This window comes from Xanthomonas campestris pv. campestris str. ATCC 33913, assembly GCF_000007145.1.
GTDB classification, from domain to species: domain Bacteria; phylum Pseudomonadota; class Gammaproteobacteria; order Xanthomonadales; family Xanthomonadaceae; genus Xanthomonas; species Xanthomonas campestris.
Window position 1 is genome coordinate 1,504,705 of sequence record NC_003902.1, and the last position, 16,843, is coordinate 1,521,547.

Sequence of the window (16,843 nt, forward strand, 5' to 3'; positions counted from 1 at the left end):
GTTGGCTTCACTGATGAAGTGAAGTTGGTGCGCCGCACGCGCACTGTTGCATCAACGCGATGCGCGTTGTCACCGGACCGGCAGCGCCATCGCATCGCCCTCGACGCAGGCAACCAGGCGTTCGCCTTCGACCAGGGTCGGCACGATGCCGGCAGTGAAGTGCGAGAACGCCGGCAGGATGGTCACGCCGTCGCGCAACCAGAATGCTGGCCAGCGGCGCGACAGGCCGGGCAGCGCCGCCAACGGATGCAGGTGGCCGCACAGCACGTGGCGGCTGGGATGCGGGAGCGGGTCATGGCGCAGCAGGAACGGGCCATCTTCCACCTGTTCGCCGGCCGCTTCGATGTGCAGATCGGCCCCTGCCAATGCGCGGTCGTGATTGCCGCGGATTGCAATCACCTGCAGGGCGCAATGGCGCTCGCGCCAGGCGCTCCAGCGGCGGTGCCAGGCCGCGCGCGGTGCCGGCCCATGCAGCAGGTCGCCCAGAATCCAGAGCGCGTCCACCGGGCGCGATGCCAGCAACGCGTCCAGCCGCTCCAGATCGTGTTCGGTGCCGCCCGCAGGCAAGCCGATGCCGGCACGCCGGAACACATCGGCCTTGCCCAGATGCAGATCGGCGATCAGCAATGCGCGCTGCGCGGGCCGATACAGCGCACGCTCGCCGAGCAGCTCTACCGGCTCGCCTGCCAGAGTGAGGTGCACGCTATCGGCCATGCTTGCGTTCCAGTTGCGCGGCTGCACGCAGCACGCGTGCTTTCCAGTCTTCGGTACTGAGTTGCCCACGCACGCGCTCGGCCCACAGCGGAAACGACAGCGGCGTCAGGCTGCGCGGCGTGCACAGGCGCAAGACGCGCGCTGCGCAGTCTTCCAGCGCACTGGCCAGGCGCGCGAATTCCAGCTGGCCTTCGAAGACTTCGCGCTCGGCCTGGGCCAGCAGCAGGTGTTCCGGGTCGAAGCGCTGCAGCACGTCGTACAACAGGCCACTGGAGGCCTGCAGCTGGCGCAGGCTGCGCGGCGCACGCCCAGGCAGCGATGGCGAGAGCAGCCCGGCGACGCGCGCAATCTCGCGAAACTGCCGGCGTGCCAGCTCGCCCAGATTGAGGCTGTCGCGCAGGTCCTCGAACAGCCGTGCCGGCGACAGCAATTCCTGCAGCAGCGCGGCATCCACCGGCACGTCCTGCGCTGGCGACAGCACAAACCCGTAATCGTTGGCTGCAAAGCTGAAGGTGTTGCGCTGCCGCCGGCCCCAGCGCGCAGCCAGCAATGCGGCCAGACCTTCGTTGACCTGGCGGCCTGCGAACGGGTACACGAACAGGTGGCGGCCATCGCGCGCCTTGATGGTTTCCACCAGCAGATGGCCGGGGCCGGGCAGTGCGGACAGGCTGGACTGCAACTGCAGCAACGGCGCCAGGGTGTGCATTTCCGGCGCGTCGCCGGGATCGGCGAACACCGCCTCCACCTCGCGCCCCAACGCCGAGGACAACGGCATCCTCCCGCCCATCCACTTGGGCACTACTCCGCTGCCGCCCTTGGCGATGCGCACGTAGGCGGTCATGTCTTCCAGCCGCACCAGTTCCAGCAAGCGCCCGGCGAACTGGAAGCGGTCGCCGCGCTTGAGGCGACCGACGAACTGTTCTTCCACCGCGCCCAGCCGGCCGCCGCGCAGGAACTGCACGCGCACGCTGCCATCGCTGGTGATGGTGCCGATCGACAGGCGATGCCGCAGCGCCACGCGCCGGTCGGTGACGCGGTAGATGCCGGCGTCGTCGCGCACCACCTTGTGGAAATCGGGGTAGTGCGCGAGCGCGCTGCCGCCTTGCACGATGAAGTCGAGCACGGCCTGCCAGGTGGCCTCATCGAGTGTGGCGAAGGCATCGGTACCGCGGACTTCGCGCAACAACGCATCGGCCTGGAAACCGCCGCCCAGTGCCAGGGTCACGCAATGCTGGGCTAGCACGTCCAATGAAAGCCGCGGTGGCGGGCGTGTCTCGATCTGCCCCTGTGCAATCGCGCGCCGCGCAGCCGCATATTCCAGCAATTCCAGCGCATGCGAGGGCACGCACACCACATGGCCGGATTCGCCCGGGCGGTGCCGTGCACGGCCGGCGCGTTGCAGCAGGCGTGCGATGCCCTTGGGGCTGCCGACTTGCAGCACCTGATCCACCGCCGGAAAGTCCACGCCCAGGTCCAGGCTGGAGGTGGCCACCACGCAACGCAGGCTGCCATCGCGCAGGCCGTGTTCGGCCGCGGTGCGCAGCGCCGGATCCAGCGAGCCATGGTGCAGCGCCAGTGTGGCCGCATCCTCCGGCCACACTGCGCTCAGCGCCTGGTGCCAGAGTTCGGCCTGCGCGCGCGTGTTGGTGAACACCAGGCTGGTGCGTTGTTCCATCAGTTTGTGCAGCACGCGCGCCAGTTGCGCCAGACCGAGATGGCCGGCCCACGGGAAGCGCTCGCCGGTCTCGGGCAGCAGCGTTTCCAGGGTCATGGCGCGTGGCTTGACCCCCGACACCAAGGCCGCGTCCGGTTGATGCGGCAGCAGCACATCGCGTGCCTGCGCCAGGTTGCCCAGCGTGGCCGACAACCCCCAGATGCGCAGCGCCGGTGACCAACTGCGCAGGCGCGCCAGGCACAGTTGCAACAGCACGCCGCGCTTGTTGCCGAGCAGCTCGTGCCACTCGTCGACGATCACGCAGCGCAGCGCCGCCAACTGCGGCGCGGTATCCGGATACGACAGCAGCAAGGCCAGCGATTCGGGCGTAGTGACCAGGACATCGAGCTTGCCGCTGCGGGCCAGGCGTTTGTCGCGCGCGCTGGCGTCGCCGGTGCGCAGGCCCACCTGCCAATCCAGGCCCAAGGCCTCCACCGGTTCGCGCAGGGCACGCGCGGTATCGGCAGCGAGTGCGCGCAGCGGGGTGATCCACAGCACCTGCAGGCTACGCTGCGGCTGCCGCCGGCCACGTGCCACCGCCGTGGCCGGCGGTGTGCGTCCGCGTGCGGCCAGCGCTTCCAGCAGCGGGCCGCCAAATGCCGCCAGGGTCTTGCCGCTGCCGGTTGGGGTGTGCAGCAGGCCGGATTCGCCATCCAGATAGCGCTTCCAGACATCGCGTTGAAACGGCAATGGCGCCCAGCCGCGCTGCGCAAACCAGGCCCGCCATTGCTGCAACGGCGTGCCGCGCTGTGGCGGTGCCGGGCTCACCGCGCCAGTGCCTGCAGGCTGCTCAGGTGGTCGGCCTCGGCGAAGGGTTTGTCATGGCGCCAGCGCAGGATGCGCGGGAAGCGCACCGCAATGCCGGACTTGTGCCGCGTGCTGCGATTCACGCCTTCAAAGCCCAGTTCGAACACATGGTGCGGCGTGACCGCGCGCACCGGCCCGAAGCGCTCGGTGGTGTTGGCGCGGATCCAGCGATCCAGTTGCAGGATCTCGGTATCGTCCAGGCCCGAATACGCCTTGGCGATGGGCACCAGCGCGCCGTCGTGCCAGAGCCCGAAGGTGTAGTCGGTGTACAGCGTGCTGCGCCGGCCATGGCCGGCCTGTGCGTACAGCAACACCGCATCGATGGTCAGTGGGTCGATCTTCCACTTCCACCAGTCGCCACGGCGGCGGCCGGATTGGTAGGGCGAACGCGCGCGCTTGAGCATCAGCCCTTCAACGCCGCGCGCACGTGCATCCAATCGCACTTGCGCGGCGGCCTGCCAATCGGTGGAGTGCACCAGCGGCGAGGCGATGATGCGTGGGTCGGCGAGGGTGGCGAGCACGCGCTCCAGTAGTGCGCGGCGTGCGTGCAGCGGGCGCTCGCGCAGGTCTTCGCCGTCCAGTTCGAGCAGGTCGTAGGCGACCACGCGCGCTGGCGCCGCCGCCAGCGTCTTGGGCCCGGGCTTGAGCCGCTGGATACGCGTCTGCAGCGCGGTGAACGGCATCGGCAACAGTTGCTCTGGTTGCCAGGCCAGCAGCTCGCCGTCGATCACGGTGCCGTCTGGCAAGCCCATGGCAGCCTGCTCGATCTCTGGAAAGCGGCCATCCAGGCGTTCTTCGCCACGCGACCACAGCGCCGCTTCACCCGCACGACGCAACAGCTGCAGCCGGATGCCATCCCACTTCCATTCCAGCAGCCAGTCGTCGATGGCGCCCAGGCTCTCGACATCGGCCTCCAGCGGCGATGCCAGAAAAAACGGGTAGGGCTGCTGGCGGTCGCCGGGCAGCGCCTCATGCGTGAGCAGGTCGGCCACATACGTGGCATGCGGGCGCCAGCTGCCGAGCATGCGCTGGGCAATGCGTGCGATATCCACGCCCGACAGTTCTGCCAGCGCCTGCTGCACCAACCGTTGCGACACACCCACGCGCAGGGCGCCGGTCAGCAACTTGTTGAAGACCAGGCGTTCGTCGAAGGCCAGCGTGCGCCACGCCTGCACGATGCAGTGCTTGCGCACCGCCACGTCTTGATTGGCGATCGGCAGCAGGCGTTGTTCAATCCACTCGGCCAGTGACACATCCACCGCCTCGCTGGCTGGATCATCCAGCAGCAATGCCAGTGTTTCGGCCAGATCGCCCACGTGATCGTAGCTGTCGGCTACCAGCCAGTCGGCGATCCCGGCGGCCTCGGCGATCCACTCGCGCAACTCGCCGCTGGCGGCGATGCGCATGCGCGCACTGGCCACCTTGCCACCCGCCAACAGATACAGCGCCCAGGCCGCATCCAGCGGCGGCGCTGCGCGGAAATACGCCACCAAGGCGGCGCGCTTGTCGAGCGTGCCGGTGCTGCGGTCCAGGGTGCGGTACAGCGCCGCAAACCGCTTCACGGCGTTGTTTCCGCGCTGGCCAGCAGCGGTTTCGCGCGCAGACGCAAGGCAGCGCGGGTGAATGCACTCAACGCACGTGGGCGCCGTTGCGGGCGCGGTGGCCCCAGCGTGGCGGCGGGGGTGGCGCGATGCACGCAGAAGGCCAGCGCATGCCGGCGAAACGCCAGTGCGCCACTCAGCCGGATCCGCGGCCGCGCGCGGACATAGCGGCGTGCAGGCAACGGATTCATTCCTCGGCTCCAAAGTCGGTGCGGAAGGCTTCGGCGGCCACGCCGTGCTCGCGCAGGTGCTGGATCAACGCATCGGTGTTGCCATGCGTGGCGATGACCCGGCGCGCGCCGGTGTCGGCGATGGTGCGCAGCAGGTCGGGCCAGTCGGCATGATCGGACACCACAAAGCCACGGTCGTAGTTGCGTCGCCTCCGGTTGCCGCGGATGCGCATCCAGCCCGAGGCAAAACCCTGCTGCGCATGCCGGAAGCGGCGAATCCACGGGCTGCCGGCCGCCGATGGCGGGGCCAGCACCAATTGCCCCGCGTAGTCGGCGCCGCGTGCGTGTTCGCTCACCGGTTGCGTCTCCAGCATGGCGATGCCGGCGTGCCGGTACACCTCCACGCCGGCGGCGATTGCGCCATGCAACAGCGCTGGCTGCGTGTCCCAGGCGCGCAATTCGGCAAGCACGCGCTGCGCCTTGCCCAGCGCATAGCAATACAGGATCGCCGCCTCGCCGCGCGCGGCGCACTCATGGCGCCAGGCCACGATATCGGCCGCCACCTGCGCGGTGTCAGGCCAGCGGTACACGGGCAGCCCGAAGGTTGCTTCGGTGATGAAGGTGTCGCACGGCACCACTTCGAACGGCGCGCAGGTGGGGTCGTGTTGGCGTTTGTAGTCGCCGGAGGCTACCCACACCTGGCCATCGACTTCGATGCGCACCTGCGCGGAGCCCAGCACATGACCCGCCGGATGCAAGGACACTCGCGCGCGTCCCAGGGTGAACGCCTCGCCATTGGCATGCGGGTGATAGACCTGCTCGCCCAGCCGCCATTGCAGGATCGGCAGGCTTTCGCGCGTGCAGTGGTACTCGCCCATGCCGCCGCGTGCGTGGTCGCCATGACCATGCGTGATCACCGCGCGCGGCACCGGCCGCCATGGATCGATATGGAAATCGCCTTGTGGGCAGTACAGCCCTTCGGGCCCAAGCACCACCAGATCGCCGCGTGTGTCATTGCCGTTGTGCATTCGGCAACTCTGGCCAAGCCGATGTGCAGATCCTGAGAATGGGGGCGGTGCGTGCGAGATGCTGCCTGTGTTGCGCAGATGCGGCGTGCGCGGCGGTGTCAGGTGCCTGGGTGTGGAAGGCCGCGATGGGGAGCACAGAGCCCCGCGCGGTGGAGGTTGCGCTGGTCGCCAGTGGGCAACGATGCAGCCGCGTCACGAAGCTGCGCGCGGCGACTGCTCCACGAGCACGCACGCATTGGGCAGGTGCTGTAACAAGGCGCCATTGCTGCCAGCACGATCCAGGTGCACGTGGGACAGTATCAACCATTTCTTGCGCGCGATGGGCTACCAACGTTGTGTCCGGACTGATCGCCGGAAACCGCAACAGGCCGATGCAACTGCCGACCCAGGAGGCGCACGGCGCCGACTGCGGGCCACGCCACACCGCAATTACGCAGCGCAGCTAATGCCGCGTACGCCGCCCAGTCGTTCGCACCGCAGTTGCTTCCACCGCCAGGGTGAAGCCGCGTTCCTCACCACCCTGCATGGCGCCCACGTCCACCACCTGGCGGCGGATTTCCTCGCCCTTGCCGTTGCGCACCACCACCACCACCGTGTATTCCCAGGCATCGCCATCGGCCGGGTGGCGAATCGTGCCGTCGACCTTGAGCGGCACGATCGGCGCCGGCTGGGTGTGCTGCGCCGCCGCCGAATCGAAGCGCAGATGGTGCCGGCAGGCAGGGCAGACGACCGCGCTTTCCAGGATCGTCGCCTTGCAATGCGGGCAGCTGCGCGTGGCGCCGGGCGTGCCCGGGCGGGGTGCACTCATGTGGCGTCGCTGTCTCCGGCCGCAACCACCGGTTTGGCCGGCGGCTTGCTGCCGGTGTCCTCGCCCCAGCCAAAGTCGGCCTGGCCACGCATGCGCGCGCCGGAGGCGACAGTGAGGCTACCGGCCTTGACGTCGCCGACCAGCACGCCGGAGGTCTGCAACTCCACCTGCGCAGCCGATTCGATATTGCCTTCCAGTTCCCCGGCAATGATCACCTTGTTGGCGCGCACGCCGCCGTTGAGCTTGGCGCCACGTTCGATGGTGAGATCGCCCTTGACGTTGACGTCGCCCTTGAACCGGCCGGCCAGGCGCACATGTCCGGCACCTTCGATCTTACCCTCGATGCTGATGTCGGCGGCGATCAGGGATTCCTTCGCCTCGCTCTGCCGGGTTGGCGCCGGCGTCGCCGCCACCGGCGGGCTTGGCGTCACCGCCGCTGCAGCGGCCGGGGCGGGGGTGGGTTCGGCATTGAACAAGCGGCCATCGGCCGGCGGAACCTCGGGCGCTGCGGGAACGCCGTCTTTCTTGTTGGGACCTTGATCGCGCCACATCGACATCGGGACTGCCTCGCTTGGATGGGTCACGCCGACTATCGCTGCGCTAGAGCATCTTTTGTGTGACGAATCTCAAACAATTGCGCCGTTTGTGCCAACCGGTTCGGCATTCACCGCCACCGCCCCGTGCCGTTCCACCCGGTTGCGGCCCTGGCGCTTGGCCACGTACAGCGCGGCATCGGCCTTCTGGATCAAGGCCGATCCCAGCTCGCCATCGGCCGGGAAGCTGGCCACGCCGATCGACGCGGTGACCCGTGGCAGCGCGCGCTGGCCGTCGCTGACCGCCAGCGCAGCAATGTGGCCGCGGATCTGTTCGGCCACGCGCATCGCTTCCTCGCCGTCGGTTTCCGGCAGGATCACGGTGAATTCCTCGCCACCGTAGCGGCAGGCCACGTCTTCGGCGCGCAGGCGGGTGAGCAGCAATTCACCGACTGCGGCCAGCAATAGATCGCCGCCGGCATGGCCCTGGCCGTCGTTGAACTGCTTGAAGTGGTCCACATCCAGCATCAGTACCGACAGCGGCAGATCACGGCGTGCGCAGCGCGCCAGTTCATGGCTGAGCGCTTCTTCCAGGTAACGGCGGTTGTACAACCCCGTCAGCGCATCGCGGATGGACTGACGGCGCAGCGATTCGCGCAGACGCAAATTGCTCAAGGCCAGCGACAACTGCTCGGCGGCCGCTTCAGCGATCTCCAGGCGGGGCATCGGCGCCGGGCCGGGCGCGGACAGGAACAGAAAACCCAGCTGCGTGCCCTGTGCCGACATCGGCAGGCACGCGGTGGTGATTGCCACGCTCGCATCGGGCAGGTCGATGTGCGCGCACGGCGCATCGCGCGCCAGGTCTTCGATCAGGTGGGGCTGGCCGCGGCGCAGTGCCCAGCACTCTTCGGGCAGCAGGTGCGAGGCGCTGTGCACCAACGGCGTGCCCCAGTGGCTGATCACCTCGGCGCGGTCCTGCGAGGCGCGCAGCAGATACACGCTGCCGGCAATGCCGGGCAGCAAATGCGCGAGCGTGCGGCTGGTGACATCCAGTGCTTCTTCGGCACTGACGCAACTCTGCAGCAGGCCGGTGTAGCGGCTGAGCAAATTGAGATCGGCCGCGCTGCGCTGCAGGGCGCCGATGCTCTCGCCCAGTTCCTGGTTGGCACGTGCGGCATGCCGCTCGGCCTGCGCGCGATGCCGCAGTTCGCGCATCAGCAGGCCGTACACCGTGCCGACCACGGCCAGCCCTAACGGGATGCCGGCCAGCGCCAGGATCAGCAACAACAACGCACTTTGGCGGCTGCTTTCCGCACGCAATGCCAGCAGCTCCTGCTCGCGCTGCACCATGGTCAGTGCCTGTTCGCGGATGACGCTGGTGGTGCGAAACGCGGTCTGGCGAATGCTTGTACGCGCCGGCTCCAGGCCGCTGTCGGCGTAGACGTCGAGCACGTGCTGAATCTGTTTGAGCCGCGTGTCGACCAGATGATGCAGTTGATCCAGATGCGCCACCTGCGAAGGGTTGTCGGCGATCTTGCGGCGCAAGTTGCCGATCAGGATCGGCAGCCGCTCCACGCTGGTCTGATAGTCCAGCAGGTACGCGTCATTGCCGGTGAGCAGGTAGCCGCGCTCGGCCGATTCGGCATCGAGCACGCGCGCCTGGATCTCATCGACGCGGCCAATGACTTCATGCGTATGCGAGACGAGCGCGGCATCGGCGAGGGAGCGGCGCGCACCGATGAAGATGCCGATCCCGATCGCAATAAAGATGAGCGCAGAGAAGACCAGCGCCAGCTGATTGCGGCGCCGCGAGGTAAAGGAAGAAGGCATCCGCAGATCCTAGCGTGCCAGGCTCGACAACACGAGCCGGCTGCTTGTCCGGGGCTGCATGCACCGGACAGATATCACCGGTGCATGCAGGAGTTGCGAAGCACGTCGCGGATTGCGTGCGTGCTCAGGCGTTGCGGTTGCACTCAATGCTGCGCGTCGTGCTCGGCATTCTTTTCGGCCGCATTCTGCTCGGCCTTGTTGGCCATCTCGCGGGTCTTGTCGGCAGTGGCATCGGCGGCGTTGGCGGTAGCGCGGCTGGCGTCGGCGGCCAGGTCGCGTGCGGCGACGCGTGCATCGGCAGTGGCTTCCTTGGCCTGCACGGCAGCGCGGTCGGCGGCCTGCTCGGTCGCGGCGGCAGCGTGCTTTGCGGCAGAGGCGGCATCGCGGCGTGCCTGTTCGGCATCCGGGCCCTGGCAGGCGGCGAGGGTTACCACAGCAACAGCAACGGCGCTCAGCGACAGCATGCGGATCTTGTTCATGGGTGGGTCCTGTTCCGGTTCCGATTGGAAAGCGGAGCTTATGCAGACCCGGATGCAGCCGGTGTCAATGCCGCGAGGCCGCACTCAGCTGCGCGAACAGAAGCGGTGGAGCCGCAGTGCGGTTACGCGCGCATAGATACGCGTTGGGCAGTACGCGTGGACGTGAGGTGGGCAACACTCAACACCCAGGCAAAGAAAAAGCCGCTGGAAACCAGCGGCTTTCTCCGAACGCGCTTGGAGCTAAGAAGTGATTACTTCTTGGCTTCTTCAGCGGTGTCCTTAGCAGCTTCGGCGGTGTCTTCAGCCGTCTTGGCAGCGTCAGCAGCCTGGTCAGCAGCAGCGTCGGTGGCGGCGCCGGAAGCAGCCTGGGCAGCGTCAGCAGCGGTGTCAGCCGAAGCAGCGGCAGTGTTGGCAGCAGCCTGAGCGGCGTCAGCCGACTGCGAGCCCGAGGCAGCAGCCTGGTCAGCAGCGGTCTGAGCGTCGGTTGCAGCTTCGTTAGCCGAAGCAGCAGCGTCCTGAGCCTGTTCCGGCTTCGAGCAAGCGGTCAGGGCCAGGCCCAGAGCCATTGCGATCAGCAGCTTGTTGATGGTCATTGTTTCAATCCTCGTCGATTAGATTAGGCAACGCGCTATTGCGCGCCCCCGACATGATGACGGCCCGAAGACTAGTGTCAAGCGCGCGCGCATTCAGCTTTGCAAATTCGCTGTTAATGCCAATCAAATCAATTCGATAGCAATGGCAGTTGCTTCGCCGCCGCCGATGCATAGCGTCGCGATTCCGCGCTTGCCGCCGCGGCTGCGCAACGCATTCACCAATGTCACCACCAAGCGTGCACCGGATGCACCGATCGGGTGGCCGAGCGCGCAGGCACCGCCGTGCACGTTGACCTTCTCGTGTGCAATTCCCAATTCCTTGATCGGTGTCATCGCCACCACGGCGAACGCTTCATTGATTTCAAACAGGTCCACGTCGTCCAGCGTCCAGCCGATCTTGCCGACCAGCGACTGGATCGCGGCCACTGGCGCGGTGGTGAACCATTCCGGTGCCTGCGAATGGGTGACATGGCCCACGATGCGCGCCAGCGGTGTGATACCGCGGCGCTGCGCCTCATCGGCCGCCATCAGCACGGTGATTGCGGCGCCATCGGAAATGCTCGACGAGCTAGCGGCGGTGACAGTGCCGTCCTTCTTGAACGCCGCCTTCAAGGTGGGGATCTTGGCCATGTCGGATTTGCCGGGCTGCTCGTCGCTATCCACGACGATCTCGCCTTTGCGGGTGGCGACTTTCACCGGCACGATTTCATCGGCAAATGAGCCGTTGCGTTGCGCAGCCTGTGCACGTTCTACCGAGGCGATGGCATAGGCATCCTGATCGGCGCGCGAGAAGCCGAACTTCTCGGCAGTGGCTTCGCCGAACACGCCCATCGCCTGGCCATCGTAGGGATTGGTCAGACCGTCCCACGCCATGTGGTCCACCGCCTGAAAATTGCCGTAGCGGTTGCCGGTGCGCGAGTTCGGCAGCAGATGCGGCGCGTTGCTCATCGACTCCATGCCGCCGGCCACCACGATGCTGGCCGAACCGGCCTTGATCAGGTCGTGGCCGAACATGATTGCCTTCATGCCCGAACCGCACACCTTGTTGATGGTGGTGGCGCCGGTCGAGGTCGGGATGCCGGCCGCAATGGCGGCCTGGCGCGCAGGCGCCTGGCCCAGGTTGGCGGGCAACACGCAGCCGACGATCACTTCGGAGACATCGGCCGCGGCAACGCCCGACTGCGCCAGCGCGCCTTCAATGGCGGCAGCAGCAAGCGTGGGGGCGGGGACGCCATTGAACTGGCCAAGGAACGATCCGATGGCAGTGCGTTTTGCAGCAACGATGACGATGTCGGACATGAGTGGATACCGTTTAAAGTGAAACGATTATCTGCCTCGTGGCCGATTCGCGCCAGCGCGCACCGCGCTGGAGTGGTGGCTTAACGTGACGTATAAAAGCGATATTCGGGCCCGGGGTTGGGCCCGATCCATGGATTGGTTAGGGGAAAACTCAAGATGAAGAAGACAGACGTCGCCAGGACTGTCCTGGCCTCGGCGCTGGCCGTGGCATTGACCGCGTGTGGCGGTGGTGGGGGTGGGGGCGGTATTCGTCCGAGCACGCCGACTGCGCCGCCACCGACCTCGCCACCACCTCCGCCACCGCCCACCTCACCGCCGCCGCCCACGACCGCCCCTACGCCGCCGCCCCCCACGACCGTACCGACCCCGCAGCCCGCGTTCGATGCGCACTTGGCGCTGACCAATACGCGTACCGCGCAGGCGCTTGGCTTCACCGGCGCCGGTTACCGCATCGGCGTGGTCGACAGCGGCATCAATGGCAATCATCCCGCGTTGCAGGGGCGGTTATCCGACAGCTTCATCTATGTGGATCCGCGCGACAACAATATCGCGGTGGGTGACGTGGTCGGACATGGCACAGTCGTGGCTGAGTTGGCGGCTGGAGGCGCGGTGGGGCAATGGCCGGGCGGCATTGCGCCCGGTGCGACGCTGGTCTCGGCGCGCATCATTGCCGACAAGGCGCCTACGGATGACGGCAGCGGGCAGGGCAATGAGATCGACGGGCCGCTTGGATTGGAGGCCGTGCATGCGGACCTGATCCGCGCAGGCACGCGCATCATGAATAACTCCTGGGGCGGGCTGTACTGGACCGACCCCAACGTGACCAACCCGGTCGCACAGGAATACCGTGCGTTCGTGATCGGCAACGATGGTTTGGTGGTATTCGCCTCCGGCAATGAATCGCGCACCGAGCCATCCGATACTGCTGCATTGCCCAGCCAGCCCGGCCCCAATGGCACGCGGCCGGCTGCCGATCTAGAGCGCGGCTGGCTAGTCGTTGGTGCAGTGGATACCGCCAATCCGACCCAGCTGGCGTCGTATTCGAATGCCTGCGGTGTAACGATGCGGTATTGCCTGGTGGCACCGGGCACGTCGGTGTATGTCGGCCCCGACAGTACCGCCGGTAACCTGAGCTACTTCTATGGCAGCGGCACTTCGTTTGCCGTGCCATTGGTGTCCGGCGCCGCCGCGCTGGTGTGGCAGGCGTACCCGTATTTCAACAACGACCTGGTGCGCCAGACCTTGTTGGGCACGGCGACCGACCTCGGCGCCGCAGGCGTCGATCCAACGTTCGGATATGGCCTGCTCAACGTGGGCAAGGCGGTGCTGGGGCCGGCGCGTTTCGACTGGGGCACGGTGGATGTCGAGGTCATGACCTTACGTTCGACCTGGGCCAACGACATCAGTGGCAACGGTGGGTTGACCAAGCGCGGTAGCGGCACGTTGGTGTTGAGCAGCACCGCCAATACCTTTATTGGCGACACCCAGGTGCTGGGCGGTACCTTGCAGACCGCCAGTCTGCAAAGTGCGCGCGTCGGCGTGGCCAGCGGCGCCAGCTTGATTGGCAGTGGCCGGATCGCCGGAACGCTCAACAATGCGGGCACCGTGCAGGTCAACGGCGCAACGCTGGCGGTCGCGGGTAATTACATCCAGGACAGCACCGGCCGTTTGGCCTTGAACGTGGGCGACCGCTTGAACGTCACCGGCACGGCGAGCATCGCCGGCGAGCTGCAATTGCTGGGGCGCCGCGATTACGTGGTCGACAACGCCAGTTACACCTTGTTGCAGGCAGCCGGTGGCTTGCAGGGCACGTTCGGGACGGTTACGCGCGGCCCGGCGGTGACCTTTCTCGATGCAAGCCTGACCTACGACAGCAACAATGCGTACCTGGCGCTGCGCGGTCTGACAGCCACTGCCGTTGCCAGCACGCTCGGCTTGTCCGGCACGACGGCAATGGACTCTGCCGTGCGCGTTGAACAGGCATTTCAGCAAGTGGACGTGCAGCTGTTGCAGGGCAGCGGCGCGATCAGTAGCGGGTTTGTCCAGGCTGCGGCCGCGCTGCAGCAGTCGCCAACCGGTGAGACGGCTGCGGATTCGCTGCGCAGCCTTTCCGGCCGCGCGCATGCCGAATCGGCGGCGATGACCTTCGACACGATTGATCTGAGTCGACGCGCACTGGCCACGCATTTCGATGGCGTCTCGCAACAACCGCGCCTGCTTGGTGTCTGGCAGCGTGCACTGGGCGGGCCGGGCGAGGGTGGTGCGACCAGCAATGGCTTCGCCACCTCGGGCTGGATGATGGGCAACGATCTGCGCATGGCATCCGGTGCGGTGGCCGGGTTTGCCTTCGGCGAAACGCGCTCCAACAGCCTGGGCGATCTGGATGGCGCGCGTGGGCGCGACCGCCAGGTGCATGCCCAACTGTATTGGGGCACCACGCGCGGGCCGGGGTATGCGCTGGGCCAGATGGGCTTTGGCAATGTGCGTCGGCAGATCGAGCGCAGCCTGCAGTTTGGCCTGGACCGCAGTGCCGCCTTTAGCGATTACAGCGGCAGCTATCTCAGCGGCAACCTGGAAACCGGGTATCGCTTCGGTGATGTCGCTGCTTCGCTGACGCCATACCTGGGCGTGGACTACGTGCGCCTGGCCAGCGAAGGCTTCCGCGAACAGGGGGGTGAAGGGTTCGGTCTGCGTGCCGCTGCCAGCACCTCTGCACGGACGCAGCTGTTGGCTGGTTTGCGTTCGGCGTACCGCTGGCGCGGCCTGCAGCTGGGCGGTTATGCCGAGTGGCAGCAAGCGCTCAGCAGCGAGGGCCTGAGCCTGGATGCCAGCTTCATCGGCGTGGATGCGTGGGCGCCGTTACGCGGCATGCAGCCGGCGCGGTCTGGCGGGCTGCTCGGGGTTGCGGCGTCCGCGCCGCTCGGTGAGCGCGGCGCGCTGCGTTTCGGCTACGAACAGCGGGTGGGCGAGCGTGGCGATGACCGCGCGTTGAGCCTGAAGTACAGCGCCGATTTCTGATCGGTGTGCCTGACGCCCGGGTGCAATGCCCGGGCGTCAGGTGTGCGGTGGACATTGTGTCATCGCCCGAGTCGTCAACCGCGGCCCGCCCGTTTGCGCGCTTACTCGCCGCGCAACTTGTGCAGGAAGCGCGGTGCGGTGCGGCCCAGCGGCAGCTTGAGCTTGCTGATCGCTTCGATCCGCGTTTCGGCAATCTGGTCGGCCGCCTGCTGCGGCGGGATGCCGAGCTGGGTGGACAGGTCGAACACCTTTTCCAGGTTGTGGTAGATGCTGCGGATCAGGCGCATCGCACGTTCGCGGTTGTAGCCGTCGATCTCCAGCGACACATTCATGACGCCGCCGGCATTCACCACATAGTCGGGCGCATACAGAATGCCGCGCTTGTGCAGCTCTTCGCCGATCGCTGCGCTGGACAACTGATTGTTGGCCGTGCCGCAGATGATCTTGGCCTTGAGCCGCGGCAGCGTGTCTTCGTTGATGGCACCTTCGAGTGCGCAGGGCGCAAACACATCGGCGGGCACTTCATGAATCTCTTCGGGGCGCACGGCCTCGGCGCCGTATTCGGACACTGCGCGATCCACCAGCGCCGGATTGAGATCGGCCACATAGAGCTTGGCGCCGCGTTCCTTGAGCAACTTCACCAGTTCCATGCCGATATGGCCCAGGCCCTGGATCGCGATGCTGGCCTTGCCCACTTCTTCATGGCCGAGCTTGCGATTGAGCGAGGCCATCAGCGCCTGCAGCGCGCCGTAGGCGGTGAACGGAGCGGGATCGCCGGAGCCGCGATGCACCTGATGCACGCCGGTGACGTACTCGCTCTCCAGGTAGATCTGCTCCATGTCGTTGACATCGGTACCCACATCCTCGGAGGTGATGTAGCGGCCTCCCAGGGTGTCGACAAAGCGGCCAAAGGCGCGGAATAGCGCCTCGCTCTTGTCGGTCTTCGGGTCGCCGATGATCACGGCCTTGCCGCCACCGACATTGAGGCCGGCCAGCGCGTTCTTGTAGGTCATGGTGCGGCTGAGCCGTAGCGCGTCGTTGAGCGCGGCTTCGCTGTTGGCATACGGCCGCATGCGCACCCCACCCAGTGCCGGCCCCAGACGGGTGCTGTGCAACGCGATGATGGCCTTGAGGCCGGCGTCGCGGTTGTGGCAGAAAATCACCTGCTCATGGCCGGTGGTATCGAGGGTTTCGAAAAGCATCGAAGGCTCCGCGGGGCTGCGTGATGTGCCTTCCCTGACGCCCGGCCTGCAGCCGGCGCAATGGGAAACAAAAAACGCGACGTCTCCAGACCCTGTCCGATCACGTCGCGCCGCAACATTTTAAACCACGCTGGCCGGTGGATGTGTATGAACCCGTTCACCAATCCCGGTAGCGGCGCTGCCGAAACCACAGCGTGCCCAGCCATTTGCTGCCCGCATCCACCGGCAGACCCGCGTGCAACGAATCCGGATCAGGCGTGCCGTCGGCCAGCAGATTGTCGAAGCACACCACCGCACCTGCGCGTGGTATCGCAAATCCGCACCACCGGCCTGAAGGTACTGAACTAGACGCGGATCGTGCTGAGCCGGTGCCACGTTGGGAAGCAGGCGGGAGCGGCAGCGGGACGATCAGGGTTCCGGCCAAGCTTGCAATCAGTCGCGCGGGCTCAGCGCGAGCTGGGTCAGATACAGGCGCAGGTCGAATTCGAGCTGGTGGTAATCCGGGGCCATGTGGTGGCACAGCTGGTAGAAGGCCTTGTCGTGCTCGGGCTCTTTGAGGTGCGCCAGTTCGTGCGCCACGATCATCTGCAGGAAGGGCGCGGGTGCGTCGCGGAAGATCGCGGCGATGCGGATCTCGCGGCTGGCTTTCAGGCGGCTGCCATGCACGCGCGAGATGGCGGTGTGCGTGCCGAGCGCATGCTTCACCACCTGCAGATGATTGTCGTAGATGGCTTTGTGCAGCGTGGGCGAAGAGCGCATGTAGCGCTCCTTCATTTCTTTGACGTAGTCGTACAACTGCCGGTCGGTGCGCACGGTGTGGCGCTCGGGATACCGCTGCGCCAGGACGGCGCCGAGCTTGTCCTGCGCAATCAATGCGCGCACCTGCTCCAGCACTGCAGGTGGGTAACCGGTGAGATAGCGAAGCGTGTCCATGTGATCCAAACGTTGCCCAGGCCGCATGATCGCCGATGCGCGGTGTGTCTGCGAGCGATGTGAAGAGGTGTTCGCACAGCTAAACGGCCGGGCAACTGTGTCGTCGTGTGTCAC

General features: G+C 66.6%; 14 protein-coding genes and 2 pseudogenes. 1 reads left to right on the plus strand and 15 read right to left on the minus strand.

Annotated elements, in window-relative coordinates; translation table 11 throughout:
- Positions 1–69: 69 nt before the first annotated feature.
- From pdeM to XCC_RS06750, 12 genes and pseudogenes are all read right to left on the minus strand, one after another.
- The gene (gene pdeM, locus XCC_RS06700; protein ID WP_019237841.1) at positions 70–714 is read right to left on the minus strand and encodes a ligase-associated DNA damage response endonuclease PdeM; all 645 of its coding nucleotides are present in this window, start codon (positions 712–714) and stop codon (positions 70–72) included.
- Positions 704–3,196 carry a ligase-associated DNA damage response DEXH box helicase gene (locus XCC_RS06705; protein WP_011036482.1) on the minus strand — a complete coding sequence of 831 codons (2,493 nt, stop codon included), beginning with the start codon at positions 3,194–3,196 and terminating at the stop codon, positions 704–706. Before XCC_RS06705 ends, pdeM begins: the two co-directional genes overlap by 11 nt.
- Positions 3,193–4,797 carry an ATP-dependent DNA ligase gene (locus XCC_RS06710; RefSeq protein WP_011036483.1) on the minus strand — a complete coding sequence of 535 codons (1,605 nt, stop codon included), beginning with the start codon at positions 4,795–4,797 and terminating at the stop codon, positions 3,193–3,195. The genes XCC_RS06705 and XCC_RS06710 overlap by 4 nt, the downstream gene beginning before the upstream one ends.
- Positions 4,794–5,027 (minus strand): hypothetical protein, encoded by a 234-nt coding sequence (locus XCC_RS06715; RefSeq protein ID WP_011269921.1) that lies wholly within the window; start codon positions 5,025–5,027, stop codon positions 4,794–4,796. Before XCC_RS06715 ends, XCC_RS06710 begins: the two co-directional genes overlap by 4 nt.
- The gene (locus XCC_RS06720) at positions 5,024–6,034 is read right to left on the minus strand and encodes a ligase-associated DNA damage response exonuclease (protein ID WP_011036484.1); all 1,011 of its coding nucleotides are present in this window, start codon (positions 6,032–6,034) and stop codon (positions 5,024–5,026) included. Before XCC_RS06720 ends, XCC_RS06715 begins: the two co-directional genes overlap by 4 nt.
- 198 nt (positions 6,035–6,232) lie before the next feature.
- A pseudogene (locus tag XCC_RS22205) lies at positions 6,233–6,352 on the minus strand (MBL fold metallo-hydrolase); the annotation flags it as partial.
- A 124-nt stretch (positions 6,353–6,476) separates the two neighbouring features.
- Positions 6,477–6,842, minus strand: coding sequence for a hypothetical protein (locus XCC_RS06725; protein ID WP_012438863.1), 366 nt, complete (start codon positions 6,840–6,842; stop codon positions 6,477–6,479).
- Positions 6,839–7,399 carry a bactofilin family protein gene (locus XCC_RS06730; protein WP_011036486.1) on the minus strand — a complete coding sequence of 187 codons (561 nt, stop codon included), beginning with the start codon at positions 7,397–7,399 and terminating at the stop codon, positions 6,839–6,841. The genes XCC_RS06725 and XCC_RS06730 overlap by 4 nt, the downstream gene beginning before the upstream one ends.
- Before the next feature lie 69 nt (positions 7,400–7,468).
- A complete protein-coding gene (locus XCC_RS06735) occupies positions 7,469–9,205 on the minus strand; it encodes a diguanylate cyclase (RefSeq protein ID WP_011036487.1) in 1,737 nt (578 codons plus the stop codon).
- Positions 9,206–9,348: 143 nt separating this feature from the next.
- Entirely contained in the window at positions 9,349–9,684 is a 336-nt protein-coding gene (locus tag XCC_RS06740) for a hypothetical protein (RefSeq protein WP_011036488.1), read from the minus strand.
- Between the two features lie 251 nt (positions 9,685–9,935).
- Complete coding sequence (locus tag XCC_RS06745) at positions 9,936–10,277, minus strand: hypothetical protein (protein WP_011036489.1); 342 nt, start codon at positions 10,275–10,277, stop codon at positions 9,936–9,938.
- Between the two features lie 123 nt (positions 10,278–10,400).
- Positions 10,401–11,576: a thiolase family protein gene (locus tag XCC_RS06750; protein WP_011036490.1), complete on the minus strand. Its 1,176-nt coding sequence runs from the start codon at positions 11,574–11,576 to the stop codon at positions 10,401–10,403.
- 156 nt (positions 11,577–11,732) lie between these two features.
- Here XCC_RS06750 and XCC_RS06755 point away from each other — a divergent pair, with 156 nt between their 5' ends.
- On the plus strand, positions 11,733–14,594 hold the full coding sequence (locus XCC_RS06755) for an autotransporter serine protease (RefSeq protein ID WP_011036491.1): 2,862 nt from the start codon (positions 11,733–11,735) through the stop codon (positions 14,592–14,594).
- 101 nt (positions 14,595–14,695) lie between these two features.
- Here the strand turns inward: XCC_RS06755 and XCC_RS06760 are convergent, their stop codons facing one another.
- From XCC_RS06760 to XCC_RS06765, 3 genes and pseudogenes are all read right to left on the minus strand, one after another.
- Positions 14,696–15,796 (minus strand): Glu/Leu/Phe/Val dehydrogenase dimerization domain-containing protein, encoded by a 1,101-nt coding sequence (locus XCC_RS06760; RefSeq protein ID WP_011036492.1) that lies wholly within the window; start codon positions 15,794–15,796, stop codon positions 14,696–14,698.
- A gap of 157 nt (positions 15,797–15,953) precedes the next feature.
- Positions 15,954–16,103: pseudogene (locus tag XCC_RS22370) on the minus strand (2OG-Fe(II) oxygenase); the annotation flags it as partial.
- Positions 16,104–16,228: 125 nt separating this feature from the next.
- Positions 16,229–16,756, minus strand: coding sequence for a YgjP-like metallopeptidase domain-containing protein (locus tag XCC_RS06765; RefSeq protein ID WP_029629006.1), 528 nt, complete (start codon positions 16,754–16,756; stop codon positions 16,229–16,231).
- Positions 16,757–16,843 lie beyond the last annotated feature (87 nt).